Source organism: Pseudomonas sp. AU11447, assembly GCF_001672555.2.
Lineage (GTDB): Bacteria > Pseudomonadota > Gammaproteobacteria > Pseudomonadales > Pseudomonadaceae > Pseudomonas > Pseudomonas nitroreducens.
Genome location: NZ_LZDG02000089.1, coordinates 171,004 through 188,726 on the forward strand (window position 1 = coordinate 171,004; position 17,723 = coordinate 188,726).

At 65.2% G+C, this 17,723-nt stretch carries 17 protein-coding genes and 1 tRNA gene; 6 read left to right on the plus strand and 12 right to left on the minus strand.

Going from position 1 to position 17,723, the window contains the following annotated elements:
• Positions 1 to 64 precede the first annotated feature (64 nt).
• Positions 65 to 1,150: a sorbosone dehydrogenase family protein gene (locus A6723_RS28600; protein WP_054910204.1), complete on the plus strand. Its 1,086-nt coding sequence runs from the start codon at positions 65 to 67 to the stop codon at positions 1,148 to 1,150.
• A 48-nt stretch (positions 1,151 to 1,198) separates the two neighbouring features.
• Here the strand turns inward: A6723_RS28600 and A6723_RS28605 are convergent, their stop codons facing one another.
• The 6 genes from A6723_RS28605 to A6723_RS28630 form a co-directional block, all read right to left on the minus strand.
• Entirely contained in the window at positions 1,199 to 2,431 is a 1,233-nt protein-coding gene (locus A6723_RS28605) for a heme biosynthesis HemY N-terminal domain-containing protein (protein WP_054910203.1), read from the minus strand.
• Positions 2,428 to 3,540, minus strand: coding sequence for a uroporphyrinogen-III C-methyltransferase (locus A6723_RS28610; protein ID WP_054910202.1), 1,113 nt, complete (start codon positions 3,538 to 3,540; stop codon positions 2,428 to 2,430). The genes A6723_RS28605 and A6723_RS28610 overlap by 4 nt, the downstream gene beginning before the upstream one ends.
• 27 nt (positions 3,541 to 3,567) lie before the next feature.
• Entirely contained in the window at positions 3,568 to 4,326 is a 759-nt protein-coding gene (locus A6723_RS28615; protein WP_054910201.1) for a uroporphyrinogen-III synthase, read from the minus strand.
• Positions 4,323 to 5,261 carry a hydroxymethylbilane synthase gene (gene hemC / locus A6723_RS28620; protein ID WP_054910200.1) on the minus strand — a complete coding sequence of 313 codons (939 nt, stop codon included), beginning with the start codon at positions 5,259 to 5,261 and terminating at the stop codon, positions 4,323 to 4,325. The genes A6723_RS28615 and hemC overlap by 4 nt, the downstream gene beginning before the upstream one ends.
• A gap of 113 nt (positions 5,262 to 5,374) precedes the next feature.
• Entirely contained in the window at positions 5,375 to 6,121 is a 747-nt protein-coding gene (gene algR / locus A6723_RS28625; RefSeq protein ID WP_024766394.1) for an alginate biosynthesis regulator AlgR, read from the minus strand.
• Between the two features lie 4 nt (positions 6,122 to 6,125).
• Positions 6,126 to 7,196: a sensor histidine kinase gene (locus A6723_RS28630; protein ID WP_054910199.1), complete on the minus strand. Its 1,071-nt coding sequence runs from the start codon at positions 7,194 to 7,196 to the stop codon at positions 6,126 to 6,128.
• A 233-nt stretch (positions 7,197 to 7,429) separates the two neighbouring features.
• Here A6723_RS28630 and argH point away from each other — a divergent pair, with 233 nt between their 5' ends.
• Both argH and A6723_RS28640 read left to right on the plus strand, forming a co-directional pair.
• Positions 7,430 to 8,824, plus strand: a complete 1,395-nt coding sequence (gene argH, locus A6723_RS28635) for an argininosuccinate lyase (RefSeq protein WP_054910198.1) — start codon at positions 7,430 to 7,432, stop codon at positions 8,822 to 8,824.
• A 51-nt stretch (positions 8,825 to 8,875) separates the two neighbouring features.
• Positions 8,876 to 9,157 (plus strand): hypothetical protein, encoded by a 282-nt coding sequence (locus A6723_RS28640; protein WP_054910197.1) that lies wholly within the window; start codon positions 8,876 to 8,878, stop codon positions 9,155 to 9,157.
• On the opposite strand, the gene A6723_RS28645 is transcribed toward A6723_RS28640, so the two are convergent.
• The 3 genes from A6723_RS28645 to gabD all read right to left on the minus strand — a co-directional run bounded on the left by A6723_RS28645 (position 9,143) and on the right by gabD (position 13,523).
• On the minus strand, positions 9,143 to 10,339 hold the full coding sequence (locus A6723_RS28645; protein ID WP_054910196.1) for an HDOD domain-containing protein: 1,197 nt from the start codon (positions 10,337 to 10,339) through the stop codon (positions 9,143 to 9,145). The genes A6723_RS28640 and A6723_RS28645 overlap by 15 nt on opposite strands.
• 250 nt (positions 10,340 to 10,589) lie before the next feature.
• Positions 10,590 to 11,870, minus strand: coding sequence for a 4-aminobutyrate--2-oxoglutarate transaminase (gene gabT, locus A6723_RS28650; RefSeq protein ID WP_024766390.1), 1,281 nt, complete (start codon positions 11,868 to 11,870; stop codon positions 10,590 to 10,592).
• Between the two features lie 201 nt (positions 11,871 to 12,071).
• Positions 12,072 to 13,523, minus strand: a complete 1,452-nt coding sequence (gene gabD / locus A6723_RS28655; RefSeq protein WP_054910195.1) for an NADP-dependent succinate-semialdehyde dehydrogenase — start codon at positions 13,521 to 13,523, stop codon at positions 12,072 to 12,074.
• Positions 13,524 to 14,180: 657 nt separating this feature from the next.
• Between gabD and A6723_RS28660 the strand changes: the two genes are divergently transcribed.
• Positions 14,181 to 14,257 (plus strand) — tRNA-Arg (locus A6723_RS28660).
• 239 nt (positions 14,258 to 14,496) lie between these two features.
• The gene (locus A6723_RS28665; protein WP_054910194.1) at positions 14,497 to 15,090 is read left to right on the plus strand and encodes a hypothetical protein; all 594 of its coding nucleotides are present in this window, start codon (positions 14,497 to 14,499) and stop codon (positions 15,088 to 15,090) included.
• 35 nt (positions 15,091 to 15,125) lie between these two features.
• Here the strand turns inward: A6723_RS28665 and A6723_RS28670 are convergent, their stop codons facing one another.
• Both A6723_RS28670 and A6723_RS28675 read right to left on the minus strand, forming a co-directional pair.
• Positions 15,126 to 15,851: a hypothetical protein gene (locus A6723_RS28670; protein WP_054910193.1), complete on the minus strand. Its 726-nt coding sequence runs from the start codon at positions 15,849 to 15,851 to the stop codon at positions 15,126 to 15,128.
• Positions 15,852 to 15,928: 77 nt separating this feature from the next.
• Positions 15,929 to 16,111 carry a hypothetical protein gene (locus tag A6723_RS28675; protein WP_054910192.1) on the minus strand — a complete coding sequence of 61 codons (183 nt, stop codon included), beginning with the start codon at positions 16,109 to 16,111 and terminating at the stop codon, positions 15,929 to 15,931.
• Between the two features lie 175 nt (positions 16,112 to 16,286).
• Here A6723_RS28675 and A6723_RS28680 point away from each other — a divergent pair, with 175 nt between their 5' ends.
• Positions 16,287 to 16,721 carry a CBS domain-containing protein gene (locus A6723_RS28680; RefSeq protein WP_054910191.1) on the plus strand — a complete coding sequence of 145 codons (435 nt, stop codon included), beginning with the start codon at positions 16,287 to 16,289 and terminating at the stop codon, positions 16,719 to 16,721.
• Between the two features lie 16 nt (positions 16,722 to 16,737).
• Here A6723_RS28680 and A6723_RS28685 read toward each other — a convergent pair whose 3' ends face one another.
• Positions 16,738 to 17,475 carry a metallophosphoesterase gene (locus tag A6723_RS28685; RefSeq protein ID WP_054910190.1) on the minus strand — a complete coding sequence of 246 codons (738 nt, stop codon included), beginning with the start codon at positions 17,473 to 17,475 and terminating at the stop codon, positions 16,738 to 16,740.
• Positions 17,476 to 17,723 lie beyond the last annotated feature (248 nt).

Sequence of the window (17,723 nt, forward strand, 5' to 3'; positions counted from 1 at the left end):
ACACCGCGATCAGTTCAAGGCAAGTGTCTAGACTGGCCGTGGCACTCATCCGGGAATCCATGCCATGCGTCGTCATTTCCTGCTTTGCTCGCTGCTTTCCCTGACAGCGATTCCAGCCATCGCCGCCACAGATCTCAGCCACATCCGCTTGCCTGAAGGCTTCCATATCAGCTTGCTGACCGATCAGGTTCCCGGCGCGCGCGCCATGGCCTGGGGTGACAAGGGCACGCTGTTCGTGGGCAGTCGCTCCTCCGACAAGGTCTACGCGGTGAAGCCCGACGGCCAGGTGAAGGTGCTCGCCGATGGCCTGCAGATGCCCGTAGGCGTGACCTTTCATAAGGGCGACCTGTACGTGTCCTCGCTCAGCCGCATCGTCGTGCTGCGCGATATCGAGGCGCGCCTTGATGCTCCGCCCAAGGCAGAGGAACTGCCCGCAGTGTTTCCGAAAGAGACTGCGCACGGCTGGAAGTTCATCGCCTTCGGCCCGGACGACAAGCTCTATGTGCCGGTCGGTGCGCCGTGCAATATCTGCCGTCCGGATCGCGAGCAGTACGCCAACCTGCAACGCATGAACGCCGATGGCAGCGCGCGGGAGGTGGTCGCCTACGGCATTCGCAACACCGTCGGCTTCACCTGGCACCCGCAGACGAAGCAGTTGTGGTTCACCGACAATGGGCGCGACATGCTGGGCGATGACAAGCCCGACGACGAGTTGAACAAGGTCAGCAAGGTGGGCGAGGATTTCGGCTATCCCGACTGTCACCAGGGCGACATCGCCGACCCGGAGGAAGGCAGGAAACCCTGCTCCGCCTTCACCCCGCCAGTGGCCAAACTCGGCCCGCACGTAGCCGCGCTGGGGCTGCGCTTCTACACCGGCGAACAGTTCCCGGCCGAGTACCGCAACAACCTGTTCATCGCCGAACACGGCTCGTGGAATCGCACGCAGAAGATCGGCTACCGCGTGGCGCGGGTCGAACTCAACGAAGACGGCACGCTGAAGCGCCAGAGCATCTTCGCCGAAGGATGGCTCGGCAAGGACGGTGAGGTGCACGGGCGGCCAGCGGACGTCTTGGTAGCGCCGGACGGCTCGCTGCTGGTCAGCGACGATCAGAACGGCGCGATCTACCGCATCCGCTACGGCAACCCCTGAAATCGAAAACGGCGCCCTCGGGCGCCGTTTTCATTGCCAGCGACGGGATCAGGCGCGCACTGCCAGCGCCGACGACGCCGGAGGGGCCAGTAAACCAAGGCCTTCCTGGAACAGCTGGTTGCTGCGCTCTACCTCACCGAGCTGCGCCAACAGGCGCGCCAGTTCGGCGCAGGTTTCCGCGCTGCGCTGGCGAGCCAGGCTGGCTTCCAGGTATTCACGTGCCTTGCCCCACAGCTTGTTCTGCAGGCACAGGCGACCGAGAGTAAGCAGCAGCTCCGGATCGTCGCCGTGCTGCTTCAGCCAGCCTTCAGCGGTCTTCAGCTGATGCGCGCCATCACGAGCACGGGCGCGGCCATAGAGGTGCACCAGACGGCTGTCGTAGCCATCCTTGAGCGCCTTGCGCAGTATTTCCTCGGCCTCTTCCGGCGCCCCCAGACGCAACAGTTGATCGGCGTACGCGGCTACCAGCGGCGGTTGCGCGCGAAGGTTGGTCGGCACGTTCTGCCAGCGCTGGGTCAGCGGCTGCAGGCTGCTTTCGCCCTGGCCGATGCCCTGTTCGCCCGCCTCGCCCAGCGCGGCCATCCAGGTACGGCGCTCCAGATCGGCCAACTCGGCGTTCTGCAGCACGCGCTCCTTGCGCAGCTCGGGCAACAACACGCACAGCGCCTGCCACTCGTGGAGACTGACGTACAGCTGCTGGAGCAGGCGCAGCACGGTCGGATGACGTGGGTGATCCTGGTGCAGCTTGTCCAGCACCACGCGGGCGCGGGCGAAATCGCCCCGGTTGATCAGCAGCTGCGCGCGGGTCAGGCCCACGGCGAGCTCGGTGCCGGGCTCGCGCTCCTGCGCGCGGTCGAGCAACTCGTCGCATTCTTCGGTCTTGCCCAACTCGTTTGCCGCGCGGGCGGCGCCCAGGTAATGCGGCAGTGGGCGATCGCTAAGCTCCGCGGCACGACGCAGATGACGCAGCGCCTGCGCCCAGTGGCCTTCAGCGAGATCACGTTGACCATGTTCCTCGGCCAGCTGCGAGCGGCGACGGCGGTTGAAGCGCGACCAGGGATTCACCACCCGCCCGGAAACGCCCAGCAGCCGCAGCACCAGGCGCACGGCAAGATAGATCACCCACAGCACCACCAGCAGCGCGAGGAAGGTCCACAGGCTGGATTCGTAGCGGAAGCTCTTGTAGGCGATCAGCACGTAGCCCGACTGCTCGGCGATAGCCAACCCGACCAGGGTGGCCGCCAGGACCACGGCGAGGATCAGGACATAGACGCGGCTCATGGCTGGGTCCCCGCGTCCGGCGCCACCGCCTCCTGCTGCTGCACCGCGCTTTCGCGGCGCGACAGGTAGGCCTGCAGCGAACTCAGGGCCGGGCCGAGGTCAGGCGTCTGCACGGTGACGGCCTGGCCGCTGAGCTCATCCAGACGCGCAATCAGCGCACGGCTGTCGGCGAGGTCTGCGTTGAAGAAGTCGCCGACGATCTGCTTGGCCTGCTTCAGTGCCTGCTCGTAGACGTCCTGCTTGCCATTCAAAGCGGCCCACTGCGCCTGTTCCAGGGCGAGGCTCAGAGCCAGGCGCACACGGTCCAGTTGCTGGCCGGAGAGCAGCGGGCGGATGTCCTGGCCGGCATTGAAATCGATGCGCACATAGCGAGAGATGCGTTCCCACCACTGGTCCCAGGTGCTGCTGCCATCACCCCAGGCGGTGCTCGGGCCGGTACCGCCCTCGGAGGGCTTGAACGCCGGGTTCAGTGGTTGCAGCTGGGCAGCCTGGTCACGCAGCGCGCCCAATTGCAGGAACAGCCCGGTGCGGTCCGGACGCGGCAGGGCGCGCAGCGCTTCGAGGCTCTTGGCCAGTTGCGCACGAGCGGCGAAGGCGCCCGGATCATTGTTTACCCGAAGAATGTCGTCCGCGCCCTGGACCAGTTCGGTCGCGCTGTCGATGTCCTGCAGCGCGGAGAGGCGCAGCGCGGCCAGACGCAACAGGTGCTCCGATTCGGCCAGTCGCCACTGTTGGCGGCTCTGCCCCAGCACCTGCTTGACCTGCTTGGCCAACTGCTGCTGGTCACCCTGCAGCTCCACCACCAGGCGGCGACGGGCCTCCAACTCGTCGGCGTTGGGCAGGGTGTCCAGGCGCTTGCTCAAGTCCGCGTTGGCACTCTGCACGCCCTGCGCCTGGGCGCGGGCATCCTCCAGTTGCGCAGCGCGCTGCTGCTCGACACCCTTGAGCTGCTGGACCTGCCAGATGCCCCAGCCGCCTGCGGCGAGGCCAGCGGCGCCGACCAGCAGCGCCAGCAACGCGATACCCGTGCCACCCTTGCGCGGGGCCGGCGCGGGGGCCGGACTGGGCGATGTTGGTGAAGTCTCTTGGGGAGTGACGGCTTCGCTCACAGATCCATCCTTCGCTCAGAAATTATTCTATTCGGCGCTTCTCAGCGCCTCCATCAGTGCCACAGCGCTGGCGCCCCGACAATCGATCACTCGCTGCGCACCCATCTCCCGCGCCTGCTCAGCCACACGCGGGCTGGGCACGAACAACGGCATCGCACTCACCTGCGGCCAATCCTGTGCGGCGAGCAGCTGCAGATGTTCCAGCCCCTGCCCACTACTGACCGCAATGGCATTCAAACGCTCCCCCTGAATTCGCCGTAGCAATTCGCCTTCGGGGTAGCACGGCATTTCGCGCCGGTAGAGTTCCAGATAGTCCACCGCCACGCCTTGGCCGCGCAGGCGCTCGGCAAGGAATTCTCGGCCACTCTCGCCGCGCATGATCAATACCTTCGGATCATGCACCTGCAGGGCCTGCTCGAACGCTGGCAGGGCCAGCAGGGCTTCACTGTCGTCACCGCCCTGCGGGCAGACCACATCCAGACCGTAGTCTTCGAGGATAGCCGCCGTGGCCGCGCCCACAGTAAACCAGCGCTGGGTCAGCGGCGGTTGCGGCCAGTAGCGGTCGAGCCGCTCCAGGCCCAGGCGCGCCGCGGGCTTGCTGACCACGATAACCGCGCAGTAGCGGTCCAGGTCAAGGATCAGGCTGCGTTCGGCGGGCGTCTCTTCACGAGGCGTGATCGTGAGCAAGGGCAGGCAGTCGCCGTGGATACCGTGCTCGGCGAGGGTGGCGGCGAGTGCCGCGCAGTCCTCTTCGGGACGGGTCAGCAGCAGCCGCCAGCGGCTCACGGGTGACCGGCCTCGCCGTAGACTGCGGTGAGGATTTCCTCGGCGCCCTGGCCCAGCAGATCTTCCGCGACCTTCACGCCGAGGGTTTCGGCTTCGGCCAGCGGGGCGCGAGCTTCGGCGCGCAGCAATTGGCTGCCATCGGGCTGGCCGACCAGGCCGCGCAGCCACAGTTGCTCGCCTTCAAGGATGGCGTAGCAGGCGATAGGCACCTGGCAACCACCATTGAGGCGCTTGTTCAGTGCACGCTCGGCAGTGACGCGCAAGGCTGTCTCGCGGTGATGCAGCGGCTGCAGCAGCGCGTGGATTTCCGCGTCAGCGGTACGGCACTCGATGCCCACCGCACCCTGGCCGCCGGCCGGCAGGCTGGCTTCGACGCTGATGGAGGAGCGGATGCGGTCCTCGAAGCCGAGGCGGATCAGGCCGGCGGCGGCGAGGATGATGGCGTCGTATTCGCCGGCATCGAGCTTGGCCAGTCGGGTATTGACGTTGCCGCGCAGGAAGCGGATCTGCAGGTCCGGGCGGCTGGCCAGCAACTGGGCCTGACGGCGCAGGCTGGAGGTGCCGACCACGCTGCCGGCGGGCAGGTCGTCGAGACTGGCGTAGGTATTGGAAACGAAGGCGTCGCGCGGGTCTTCACGCTCGCAGATGCAGTACAGGCCCAGGCCTTCGGGGAAATCCATCGGCACGTCCTTCATGGAGTGCACGGCGATGTCCGCTTCGTTTTCCAGCAGGGCGGTTTCCAGCTCCTTGACGAACAGGCCCTTACCACCGATTTTCGCCAGGGGCGCGTCGAGCAGTTTGTCGCCGCGGCTGGTCATCGGCAGGAGGGTCACGGTCAGGCCGGGGTGGGCCTGCTCCAGGCGGGCCTTGACGTATTCGGCCTGCCAGAGTGCCAGGGCGCTCTGGCGCGTGGCGATACGGATTTCGCGAGACATGGGCATTTCCAGGCAAAGGAAGCGTGCAAGAAAGTGCCCGCATGATAACAGCTCACGCAAACGAAAAGCCCGGGGGCCGCCCCCCGGGCTTCAGGCGCTGCGGCACTGTGTCGCTACAGGTTGTGCATGAGCCGCCGGACACCGGCGACATGGCGGCGGCTGACAGTCAGCGCATCGCCGTTGAGTCCTTTCAGGTACAGCTGGAAGTGCCCCAGCGGGGTGCGCTGCAGGCGCTCGATACGTTCGCGGGAAACCAGCGCGTTGCGGTGGATACGCACGAAGCGATCACCGAACTCGTCTTCCAAGGCTTTCAGCGGCTCGTCCAGCAGCACTTCGCCGCCAGCGTGGCGCAGGGTCACGTACTTGTGGTCGGCGATGAAGAAGATCACGTCTTCCAGCGGGATCAGCTCAATGCCCTTGCGGGTCCGCGCGCTGATGTGGCTGCGCGGGCCGGGGCCGCCGGCCGCCGGGGGCTTGGTCAGCGCCGCCAGTTGCACGCGGTTGGGCCGCGAGGCCTTCTTCAGGGCCTCGGCCAGGTCCTCGCTGCGGACCGGTTTGACCAGGTAGCCGACCGCACTGACCTGGAACGCCTCCAGGGCGAATTCATCATGGGCGGTGCAGAAGATCACCGCCGGCGGGGCTTCGCGCTCGCACAGCTTGGCGGCCACCTGAAGCCCGTCCAGGCCGGGCATGCGGATATCCAGCAGGACGATATCCGGCTTCAGGCTGTCGATCAGCGTCAGCGCTTCTTCACCGTTGCTGGCGGAGGGCTCGAGGACGCGATAGCCGTCCAGTTGCCCCACCAGCCGGGCCAGGCGCTCTCGCGCCAGGGGTTCGTCATCGACGATCAGGACATTCATAAGCTCAGGCTTCCTGCATGAGACGCGCACATGGATAGCGTAGACAGGTGAAGTGCCGTCCGTCACGGCGCTCGACGCTGAGACTAGCTTTTGGCCCGAAAAGTGCCGCAAGTCGCGCTGCAATATTTTGCAGGGCCTGCTTGGTCCCCTTCGTGGGCAGCGTCTCGGTCGATTCGTCGTACGGGTTGCTCACGCAGAGCTGGAACACACCGTCACGGTATTCCGCCTCAACTTTCACCAGCCCGCCTTCGATGCGCGGCTGGATGCCATAAATCAATGAGTTCTCCAGCAACGGCTGCAGTGTCAGCTGGGGAATCGGCACGCCATCGGGCACGCCGCTCACCTGCCAGTCCATCTGCAACCGGTCGCCAAGACGGAACTGCTCAATGGAAAGATAGCGTCTGGCCAGCTCAAGTTCCTCTCCCCAGGAAATTAATGTTCCAGGTTTGGCCAGGCTGGCGCGAAAAAGATCCGAAAGATTCAGCACCGCCAGCTCGGCCTTGCCCGGATCGATCTCGATCAGGCTGGCGATACTGTTCAGGCTGTTGAACAGGAAGTGCGGACGGATGCGCGCCTGCAGCGACTCGATCCGCGCCCGCAGCTCGGCCTGTTCCTGCCGCCGCCATTGGCTCTGGAGATAAAAGTAGCGTAGCAACAGCGTGGACATGATGAGCGCAATCAATGCGTGTCGCAGGTAGAGATTGACTTCGCCGGTGCGCGACATGGGGCCGCCGAGGGAGAAATAATCTGCCACCCAGGTGCAGCCCAGGGTCAGCAGCACCACCAGCGCGCAGCTGAGCAGCCCGGAGACCCACGTCGGCCAGCGCGCCATGAACGGTCGCAGCTGGCACAGCAGGCCGGCCGAGAGCAGCACGATCCACTGCACGAACAGCGAGGACAACGCCAGGCGCACCCAGTTGAAGCTGGGAGTCATCGGCTCGGCGAGCACCAGCACGAGCACCAGCAGCTCGGCGAGCAGCACGAGGCTGAACAGCGCCTCGGGCTGGCAGAGTTCGGGAATGAAGAAGTCTTCGTTGGGCGCCGGCTTGTCGCCGGTCTTCGTCAGTATGGGCATCGACGCAGTTTCCGTAAGCGCCTGCACGGCGGCAAGCACCGCGTGCGACCAAAAGCCTGGAATTGTCGGCCAGCGCAAGGATCGGCCGCCGGCCCCGCGGCGATTCGCCGCCGCTGCACGGCCGCAACCCGCCAAAGCGCCGCCGGTTTTGTCCCTCAGCCTGCTATTATCGTCGCACTTTGCCCTTCATGCAGGCCGCGCGCCGCGCCTGCCCGTTTCAGCGAGAGAGATCCATGAGCGTAGAGAAGACCAACCAGTCCTGGGGCGGCCGCTTCAGCGAGCCCGTCGATGCCTTTGTCGCCCGCTTCACCGCTTCCGTCGACTTCGACAAGCGCCTCTACCGCCACGACATCATGGGCTCCATGGCCCACGCCACGATGCTGGCCAAGGTCGGCGTGCTGACCGATGCCGAGCGCGACACCATCATCGATGGCCTGAAGCAGATCCAGGGCGAGATCGAGGCCGGCACCTTCGACTGGCGCGTCGACCTGGAAGACGTGCACATGAACATCGAAGCACGCCTGACCGACCGCATCGGCATCACCGGCAAGAAACTGCACACCGGCCGTTCGCGCAACGACCAGGTCGCTACCGACATCCGCCTGTGGCTGCGCGACGAGATCGACCTGATCCTCGCCGAGATCACCCGCCTGCAACAGGGCCTGCTGGGCCTGGCGGATGCCGAAGCCGACACCATCATGCCCGGCTTCACCCACCTGCAGACCGCCCAGCCGGTGACCTTCGGCCACCACCTCCTGGCCTGGTTCGAAATGCTCAGCCGCGACTACGAGCGCCTGGTGGACTGCCGCAAGCGCGCCAACCGCATGCCCCTGGGCAGCGCCGCGCTGGCTGGTACCACCTACCCGATCGACCGCGCTATCACCTGCGAACTGCTGGGATTCGAAGCGATCTCCGGCAACTCGCTGGACGGCGTGTCCGACCGTGACTTCGCCATCGAGTTCTGCGCCGCGGCCGCCGTGGCGATGATGCACCTGTCGCGCTTCTCCGAAGAGCTGGTGCTCTGGACCAGTGCCCAGTTCCAGTTCATCGACCTGCCCGACCGCTTCTGCACCGGCTCCTCGATCATGCCGCAGAAGAAGAACCCGGACGTACCGGAGCTGGTGCGCGGCAAATCCGGCCGCGTGTTCGGCCACCTCGCCGGCCTGCTGACCCTGATGAAGGGCCAGCCGCTGGCGTACAACAAGGACAACCAGGAAGACAAGGAGCCGCTGTTCGACGCCACGGACACCCTGCGCGACAGTCTGCGCGCCTTCGCCGACATGGTCCCGGCGATCAAGCCCAAGCGCGAGATCATGCGTGAAGCGGCCCGCCGTGGCTTCTCCACCGCCACCGACCTCGCCGACTACCTCGTACGCCGCGGCCTGCCGTTCCGTGACTGCCACGAGATCGTCGGCCACGCTGTGAAATACGGCGTGGACAGCGGCAAGGACCTCGCCGAGATGAGCCTGGACGAGCTGCGCCAGTTCAGTGACCAGATCGACGACGACGTGTTCGCCGTGTTGACCCTGGAAGGTTCGGTGAATGCCCGCGACCACATCGGCGGCACCGCGCCGAACCAGGTCCGCGCCGCTGTCGTCCGCGGCAAGGAACTGCTGGCTTCGCGTTAAAAGCAGTCGGCCGCGCCGCCCGGCGCGGCCCATCGAGGGGAAAGGATTCCCATGCTCGACGATTTCCCCACCGCCCTGCTGGGGCGCCTGTTCCGCCTTCTGCTACTGGGCTTCGAGTTTCTGCTCGAAGGTCTGCTTGACGCCATCTTCAACCGCTTCAGCTATCTGCTCGGCTGGCTCTTCCTGCGCCTGATCACGCTGGGCAGGCGACCGCGCGGGCCGGCATCTCCCGACGATTTCCGTGGAACCGACTGGCTGGTGCAACTTGTTGGCGCACTGGTGCTGCTCACCGTGCTGGCGCTGGTCTTCTGGAGAGCACTAGGTCCGGCCTAGAAAGCCCAGCTGCGCCGGCGTCAGCCGCAGCATGCGCGCAGCCTTGTGTTCGGTCAGGGTCGGCAATTCGCTCTCCGGTAGGCGCGCTGCGCTGGAAGCCAGGTTGACGATCAGCGCCTCGCGGCTGAACACGCCGTTGTCGATGGCGTAGGCCGCGGCGATCAGGTTGCGCAGTTCCAATGGCAGGCGCCAGCGGGTGCGCAGAGCGGAGCCGAAGCTCGCGCCGTGCTCCTTCAGAGACTTCTCTACTTCCGCCTCGCTCAGCGCGCCACCGGCGCTGTGCCAATCCTGCAGGCTGCGCAGCAACGCGAGGTCCCCCAGGCAATGCAACAGCCCGGCGGTGAAGCAGCGGTCGGCATCGGCACCCAGGGACTCGGCCAGGGCGAAGGCACCATCGGCAGTGTGCCGCGACAGCTCCCAGAAGCGCTCGGCGCGCTCTTTCAGCAACGGGTCGGCCAGTGTCGCGGCGCGCTGCAGCGCGACCGCCAGCATCAGGTTCAGTGCCTGCGCCACACCCAGGCGTGACAGTGCCTGCATCAGCGTCTGGCAGGGCATGCCGACATGCCGTGCAGCGCTGTTGGCGGCGGAGATCAGGCAGGCGGTGATCTGCGGATCATGGCCGAACTCCTGGTCGAGCATTTCCAGGTTGATGTCACTGGCTTCCATGCAGCGATTCACCGCTGCACCAACCTCACCCATCAGCGGTGCGCCCTCGGTGGCGTCGCGTTCGGTTTGCAGGAAGCGCTCCAGCGACAGGCTCTGCTCCAGCGTGGGCAATTCGCAGACGACGTTCTCGCCCGGTGCGAGCAGCAGCGAGCGCAGCCGCTCGCGCAGGTTCTCGGCATTGAAGGGCTTGACCAGGTAAGCGGTGGGCGCCAGCGGCAAGGCCGCACGCACACTGGCGGCATCGGCCTTGGAGCTGATCAGGATGAAAGGCTGGGCGACCGGCCCGCGGCGGCGCATGCGCACATGGCGCAGCAGTTCGAGGCCGTCACTGCCGGGTAACTCGCGCTCCGCCAGGATCAGGGCGAAAGGATGCCGGCGGCAGGCCTCGATAGCCGTGTCGCCGTCTTCGCAGAATTCGACGTTCGCATCGCAGCGTACGCTCAGCACCAGCTGGCCAAGCAGCTCGCGGCTCCAGGGATCGCTGGCAGCCACCAGCACGCCGGGAGAAACGCTCATGGATCACACCTCGTTCGGGACGAATGCCGTCGCGGGCGGAAACAACCGATCCAGAGCCTTCCCTGCCGAGTGCCCGGTCCTTCGGATGCCGCCGGCCAACGGCCTACGGATACTGCGCAGCGTAGTCCAAAGCCCTCAGGCTTCCCATGCGCGCCATCAACTTCGGGGGACAATTCTCACAAAAAAAGGCGCACAAAAAGAAAGGCCCGCTTGCGCGGGCCTTTCTCCTGAACGGCTAGAGCGATGAGGCTCAGGCCAGTTCGTCGAAGCACTCGGCCAGGATGGCCAGGCCTTTGTCCAGCTGCGCGTCCGGGATGGTGACGGGCATCAGGAAGCGGATCACGTTGTAGTAGGTACCGCAGGAGAGCAGGATCAGACCTTTCTCACGGGCACGAACTACGATCTTGCTGACCAGCTCAGCGGCCGGCTTGTTGTGATCGCCGCCTTCGAACAGCTCGATGGCGATCATCGAACCCAGGCCACGAACGTCGCCGATCACCTTGTGCTTGGCCTGGATGTCGCGCAGGCCAGTCTTCAGGCGCTCGCCAACGGCTTGCGAACGGTCCAGCAGCTTCTCTTCGTCGAACACTTTCAGCACGGCCAGGGCCGCGGCGCAAGCGATCGGGCTACCGGCGTAGGTGCCGCCCAGGCCGCCCGGAGCGATGGCGTCCATGATCTCGGCCTTGCCAGCAACGCCGGAGATCGGGAAGCCGCCGCCAACGGATTTGGCGAAGGTGGTCAGGTCCGGGACGATGCCCAGTTGCTCGGTGGCGAAGAAGGTGCCGGTACGGCCAGCGCCGGTCTGCACTTCGTCAGCGATCAGCAGGATGCCGTGCTCGTCGCACAGGGCGCGCAGGCGCTGCATGAAGGCCTTGGAGTTGACGTAGAAGCCACCCTCGCCCTGAACCGGCTCGATGATGATGGCAGCGATGTCGCGCGGCTGAGCGTCGTTCTTGAAGATGCGCTCGATGCTGGCGATGGACTCGTCTTCGCTCACGCCGTGCAGTTCGCACGGAGCCAGGGCGCGGAAGATGCCGCCCGGCATCAGGCCCATGCCAGCGGAGTACGGAACGACCTTGCCGGTCAGGCCCAGGGTCATCATGGTACGGCCGTGGTAGGCGCCGGTGAAGGCGATCACGCCAGCGCGGCCGGTGGCGGCACGGGCGATCTTGACGGCGTTCTCAACGGCTTCGGAGCCGGAGGTGACCAGCAGGGTCTTCTTCGGGAAGTTGCCCGGAACGCGCTTGGCGATTTCTTCGGCCAGCTCGATGTAGGGCTCGTACGCCAGCACCTGGAAGCAGGTGTGGGACAGCTTGGTCAGTTGCTCCTGAACGGCAGCGATCACTTTCGGGTGCAGGTGACCGGTGTTCAGTACGGCAATGCCGCCGGCGAAGTCGATGTACTCACGACCTTCGACGTCCCACACGGTGGAGTTCTCGGCGCGCTCGGCGACGACCGGGTGGATCTGGCCTACACCGCGCGGTACGGCGGCCTGACGACGTTGCAGCAGGGATTCGTTGGTTTTGCTCATAGCTTCCTCAGTGGCCGCTCATCGGGCGACCGGATCAAAGGATGAAAGCGGGGAGAAGCCTCACGCGACAGCATACGATGATCGACTGTCGTGGAACTTGCGGCCCGCCAGACGGGTTGTCCGGTGCTACCACCGGAAAACGCCGACGCGAAGGTGGCTGTCAGCTCTTGCCTGCCACCTCGCGCCCACGGAAAAAACGGATCAGATACCGCCGAGGCAGAGGTATTTGACTTCGAGGTAGTCCTCGATGCCGTACTTCGAACCTTCGCGGCCCAGGCCGGATGCCTTGATGCCGCCGAACGGCGCCACTTCGTTGGAGATCAGGCCGGTGTTGATACCCACCATGCCGTATTCCAGCTGCTCGGCAACGCGGAATACGCGGGCCAGGTCGCGGGCGTAGAAGTACGAAGCCAGGCCGAACTCGGTGTCGTTGGACATGGCGATGACTTCAGCCTCGTCCTTGAAGCGGAACACCGGCGCCAGCGGGCCGAAGGTTTCGTCCTTGGACACCAGGGCGCTCTTCGGTACGTCGACCAGGATGGTCGGCTCGAAGAAGGTGCCGCCCAGGCTGTGCGGCTTGCCGCCAGTAAGGACTTTGGCGCCCTTGGAAACGGCGTCGGCAATGTGCTCTTCGACCTTGGCAACAGCCTTGGAATCGATCAGCGGGCCAGTGGTGACACCCTGCTCCAGGCCGTTGCCGATGTTCAGCTTGGCCACGGCGGCCTTCAGCTTCTCGACGAAGGCGTCGTACACGCCGTCCTGTACGTACAGGCGGTTGGCGCAGACGCAGGTCTGGCCGTTGTTGCGGTACTTGGAGATCAGCGCGCCTTCGACGGCGGCGTCCAGGTCGGCATCGTCGAACACGATGAACGGAGCGTTGCCGCCCAGTTCCAGGGACACTTTCTTGATGTCCTTGGCGCATTCGGCCATCAGCTGGCGGCCGATCTCGGTGGAGCCGGTGAAGGTCAGCTTGCGCACGATCGGGTTGCTGGTCAGCTCGCCGCCGACTTCGCCGGCGCTGCCGGTAACCACGCTGAACACGCCTTTCGGAATGCCGGCGCGCTCGGCCAGCTCGGCCAGGGCCAGGGCGGAGTACGGAGTCTGCGAAGCAGGCTTGAGCACCATGGTGCAGCCAGCGGCCAGGGCCGGGCCGGCTTTACGGGTGATCATCGCGGACGGGAAGTTCCACGGGGTGATAGCCGCGGTCACGCCGATCGGCTGCTTGATCACGATGATGCGCTTGTCGGGCTGGTGGCCCGGAATGGTGTCGCCGTAGATGCGCTTGGCTTCTTCACCGAACCACTCGAGGAAGGAGGCGGCGTAGGCGATTTCGCCCTTGGCTTCGGCCAGCGGCTTGCCCTGCTCGATGGTCATCAGGCGAGCCAGGTCGTCCTGGTTGGCGATCATCAGGTCGAACCACTTGCGCAGCTTGTTGGCGCGCTCCTTGGCGGTCAGCGCACGCCAGGCCGGCAGGGCCTTGTCGGCGGCTTCGATGGCGCGACGGGTTTCGTCGGCACCCATCTTCGGCACGGTGCCGATGATCTCGTTGGTGGCCGGGTTGTTCACGTTGATGGTCTTGCCGTTATCGGCATCGACCCAGGAACCGTCAATGTAAGCCTGTTGGCGGAACAGCTTGGCATCATTGAGTTGCATGACCTGTCTCCTTTCGAGGAAAGCCTATGGACGACGGGTCTACCTCGAGTCCCCGCCTGCCTTGTTGTCTGGATGGGAGAGACCGCGGTCTCTGCCGTTCATTCGCCCCGGCCGATCAGTATCGACGCAGGATGCGAATGCCGCCCCTGCACGGAGGCGACGCCAGGCGAACGGCTCTTAGTTCGCTCGGCATGCGGACACGAAAAAACGCAGACCGGGGTCATTGCCCGGTCTGGTTGAACTCGTTCGCGCACAGATTCCCGGGCTCGGCCCAGGGGTACGACTGCCCTACAACCTTCCGGTACGCTGATCGACGGAAGCCGCACGGAGACCTGTCACAAGGGACATGCGGTGGGTGCAACGGAAGACTGTCATCCCGCAGGCTGATGGCCGGCTGGTGTGATGCCAATTCTCCGGTCTCCTGTTGTTGTGATGGGGAGGCGTTTGAAATCTCAAACGAATCCTAGGGCCCTCGGCTGCAAAGGGCAATAGCTCGTTCGACAAAACCAACGAAGGTATCAGGTTGCTGCAGGTTTTCGAGGTCTTTCTACCGACGGGCGGCTGTTTTCGTTCGATATCATGAACGAGCGTACCCGCATTGGACGCCCGCGAAGGAGATGCGTATGATTGCCGCCTGCCGCGCCAGCCGCGGCATACGCACCAGTAGCTCAGCTGGATAGAGTACTGCCCTCCGAAGGCAGGGGTCGTGGGTTCGAATCCCGCCTGGTGCGCCATCTGCCTTGTTTCGAGTTGCCTCCGGCAATCTGCGAAACCGCCTGAAAGGCCCGCTCTCAGCGGGCTTTTTCGTTTCTGCCTGTAAAGCCTTGCGCCGCTTGCCGGCGCCCCACTGTGCGAACCGGGCATCCCGGCAGGCTCGGAGGCGAGGGTTATCCTCGGCGCCCGACGATTCCTCTTCGCCACCCAAGGTTGTATAAGCCTTGCGCCATCGCGCGAGAAAAGGACAAACCGCCCCATGCTCCGGCTTCTGCTGCCAGCCCTCCTCCTGGCCCTTGCCGGGTGCGCCACCCAACCTCCGGCGCACCCCGAGAACCTCTGCGAGATCTTTCGCGAAAAGCCGAAATGGCACGAAGCGGCGCTGAAGGTGCAGAAGCGCTGGGGCGGGACGATCCAGGTGCCGATGGCGATGATGTACCAGGAGTCTTCCTTCAAGCACGACGCCCTGCCACCGCGTTACTACTTCCTCGGTTTCATCCCCTGGGGCCGGGTCAGTTCCGCCTACGGCTACGCCCAGGCCAAGGACGAGACATGGGCGGACTACAAGAAGGAAGCAGGAGGCTGGGGCGCCGACCGCGATGACTTCGCCGATGCGCTGGACTTCATGGGCTGGTACATGAACAAGACCTACAGCGTGAACCGGGTCTCCAAGTGGGACGCCTATGCCCAGTACCTGAACTACCACGAGGGTTGGGGCGGCTATCGCCAGCGCAGCTATGACGCGAAGCCATGGCTGAAGGCGACGTCGCAGAAGGTCCAGGCGCGCGCCTCGCTATACGGCGCCCAGTACAAGAGCTGTGAGCAGGAACTGTCGAACAGCGGCTGGTTCTAGCAACCGCGAATGTTCGCGCGACAGTGCAGGGGCGCTCAGCGCCCCATGATCCGCTGATATTCGTCGCGGTATTCCTCGTACGGCAGGTTGCGCCGCTGCAGCTCCATCAGGCGCTGCTCCTTGGTCAATGGCTGGGAGACATGGGCGACCGTTTCCGCCGCGGTGGGCGAAACCGGCTGCGGCACGGCCTCCGGCGGCTGCGCCGGCGTGCGGGCAGGCAGCGGCGCCGGCAGGCTGCGGGACGGGCGGGCGACCAGCAGGGCTCCGGTGATCTCCTCGACTATCTGCTCAGACACGGCGCCGACTTCGGACGAACTCATGGAGTTGAACAGATCACCATCGGCTTCGCTTTCGTAGCGCCGCGAGGCGAGCAATTGGCCGGTCAGGCCATCGTGGTAACGCACGGTGGAGGTGATCCACTCCTCACCGTCGCTGCTCGTGCGGTTGTTGGCGCTATGACCGGCGCCCACTTCGATCACCACCAGGGTCGACAAGGTATCGGTGGCGCGCGGCTCGCCGTCCTGCTCGGTGAGTTGGTAGTCCGCCGAATCCGCCTCGTCACGCAGCGCCTCGCGCCAGCTGGCCTTCAGCGCGCCCCAGCGCGGGTTGGCCGCCACCGTGGCGTCGGGCTGGAAATTCACCACCATCACGTGGCGGGTATCGCGGTAGAGGGAGATGGGCGCGGTGCGGTCATCCCGGCGGACGTCAGAGGAACATCCGCAAAGCAGGGAGACGGCCAGGGCGAGCGTGACGTAGCGCATGGTGCTTTCTCTTTATTGTCTGGCCAGCATTCTGCCAGCCAATCATGACGCACGGGTATCGTCCGAAGGTCAGTCCTCTACCAGTCCTCGTCGTCCAGGCCCGGCTGGTATTCCTCCGCTGCCTCGTCCTCCTCCTCGTGATCGCCGGGCTGGTCTTCGAAGAAGGCCGCATCCTCCTCCAGCAGGCCGTCGAGGTCGTCATCGAGATCCAGCAGGTGGTCGTGTTCGGGCTCGTGGAGGTCGAGGTCTTCGTCAGTCATGGCCGGTCTTTCGTGGGGGGAAACGGGGAAGGGAATCACAGTATAAGTCGCGCCGCAGGTGGATGACGCTCCTGTGACGGCGGACGGCGCTTTGCGGCCTTGCCGGATCGCGATTCGTCCACGATTCTCTATGAACCACGGGCCTCGCGCCGTGAACGACGAACAGGGGGTAGGAATGAAGACTGTGGCTCAGCTGTTGAACGCCAAGGCGGACCAGCAGGTTTACACCATCGCCCCGGGCGCGATGGTGGTCGACGCATTGCGCCTGATGGCGGAGAAGAACCTCGGCGGCCTGCCGGTGGTGGAGGCCAACCAGCTGGTCGGCTTCTTCAGCGAGCGCGACTACGCCCGCCGCCTGGCACTCAAGGGGCGCAACTCGGAAGACACGCCGATCAGCGCAGTAATGACCGCGCCGGTGATCACCGTGGACACCCACCTGAACGTCGACAAGTGCATGGGCATCATGACCGAGCGGCACCTGCGCCACCTGCCGGTGGTGGAGAACGGCGAACTCCTCGGGCTGCTGTCCATCGGCGACCTGGTGAAGGCCGCCATCGCCGAGCAGGCCGAGCTGATCCAGCAACTGGAACAGTACATTCGCGGCGAGTGATCGCCCCGGCGGCGGCTCAGCGGGCGGCCGCCGTGTCCACCTTGCCGCTGCGCATGTCGACGATGCTCAGGCAGCCGTCGGCATAGCCGCTGCCGGTGTCGATGTAGTGGGTGTTACCCAGCGGACGGACCGCCTTCTGCGCGGTATGCCCCACATACAGACGCTCCAGGCCTTCGATCGCCGTGGCATCTTCCTTCTCGATCCGGGTGCGCGCCCACATCGCCAGGCCGACAGCGTTGCGCCGGGCGGCCTCTCCCAGCTCGCCAGCCAGCGCGGCGACGCCGCTGTCCCAGTCTGGAAATGCCGGGGAAACCGGCGCTTCGGCATGCACGATGCCAACGCGGCGACCTTCGTCCAACTCGACTTCTATCACCAGCGGCAACTGCTGCAACCGTCGCGCGATGCGTTCGCGAGTCACTGGCGTGAGCTTGTAGAGCCAGGCGCCACCGTTGCGAAAGTGCAGGTCGCGGTCATCGCCGGCCAGCACCACGTCGATCACCAGTTGCTCGTGATTGCCGCGCACCGAGGCAAACCACGGCTTGGCCAGCCAGTCGAGCACCTGCGGCGAATAGGGACCGCGATCCACCAGGTCGCCGGCGCCGAACAGGCGGTCGGCGGACGGCTCGAACCCGACCTGATCGAGCAGACGCTGCAGCAGTTCGAAATGGCCGTGCACATCCCCGACCACGAAGTCGCGGCCGCGCCGATTGCGCGCAAATCGTTGCAGGGGTTGCTCCGGCAAGAGCGTGTTCATCGCCAACTCCAGGTCATTCAAGAGATCAGCTTATCAGCTGCAAATGGCGTTCCCGCTGTTGTTCGACGAAAGCCTTGGGCACTTGCTGACCCGCTGCTGCCCAGGCAGCGGCGGGGCAGCACGGACTGCTGCGCCAGCAGCAGCAACCTAAGAACCTCACATGAAAATCCTTGAGGATCAGCGACTTGGAAAGTCGGTACGGAAGTTGCGATGTCCCCCGCAAGCCAACCGGCCTTATCACGCGTGAG

Coding starts and splice junctions, on each gene's coding strand:
- A6723_RS28605 (WP_054910203.1), bottom strand. CDS start 2,431: ATGAGCCGCGTCTATGTCCTGATCCTCGCCGTGGTCCTGGCGGCCACC.
- A6723_RS28670 (WP_054910193.1), bottom strand. CDS start 15,851: ATGCGCTACGTCACGCTCGCCCTGGCCGTCTCCCTGCTTTGCGGATGT.
- A6723_RS28685 (WP_054910190.1), bottom strand. CDS start 17,475: ATGAACACGCTCTTGCCGGAGCAACCCCTGCAACGATTTGCGCGCAAT.
- hemC (WP_054910200.1), bottom strand. CDS start 5,261: ATGTCTCGCGAAATCCGTATCGCCACGCGCCAGAGCGCCCTGGCACTC.
- A6723_RS28675 (WP_054910192.1), bottom strand. CDS start 16,111: ATGACTGACGAAGACCTCGACCTCCACGAGCCCGAACACGACCACCTG.
- A6723_RS28630 (WP_054910199.1), bottom strand. CDS start 7,196: ATGCCCATACTGACGAAGACCGGCGACAAGCCGGCGCCCAACGAAGAC.
- algR (WP_024766394.1), bottom strand. CDS start 6,121: ATGAATGTCCTGATCGTCGATGACGAACCCCTGGCGCGAGAGCGCCTG.
- gabT (WP_024766390.1), bottom strand. CDS start 11,870: ATGAGCAAAACCAACGAATCCCTGCTGCAACGTCGTCAGGCCGCCGTA.
- gabD (WP_054910195.1), bottom strand. CDS start 13,523: ATGCAACTCAATGATGCCAAGCTGTTCCGCCAACAGGCTTACATTGAC.
- A6723_RS28645 (WP_054910196.1), bottom strand. CDS start 10,339: ATGAGCGTTTCTCCCGGCGTGCTGGTGGCTGCCAGCGATCCCTGGAGC.
- A6723_RS28640 (WP_054910197.1), top strand. CDS start 8,876: ATGCTCGACGATTTCCCCACCGCCCTGCTGGGGCGCCTGTTCCGCCTT.
- argH (WP_054910198.1), top strand. CDS start 7,430: ATGAGCGTAGAGAAGACCAACCAGTCCTGGGGCGGCCGCTTCAGCGAG.
- A6723_RS28680 (WP_054910191.1), top strand. CDS start 16,287: ATGAAGACTGTGGCTCAGCTGTTGAACGCCAAGGCGGACCAGCAGGTT.
- A6723_RS28665 (WP_054910194.1), top strand. CDS start 14,497: ATGCTCCGGCTTCTGCTGCCAGCCCTCCTCCTGGCCCTTGCCGGGTGC.
- A6723_RS28600 (WP_054910204.1), top strand. CDS start 65: ATGCGTCGTCATTTCCTGCTTTGCTCGCTGCTTTCCCTGACAGCGATT.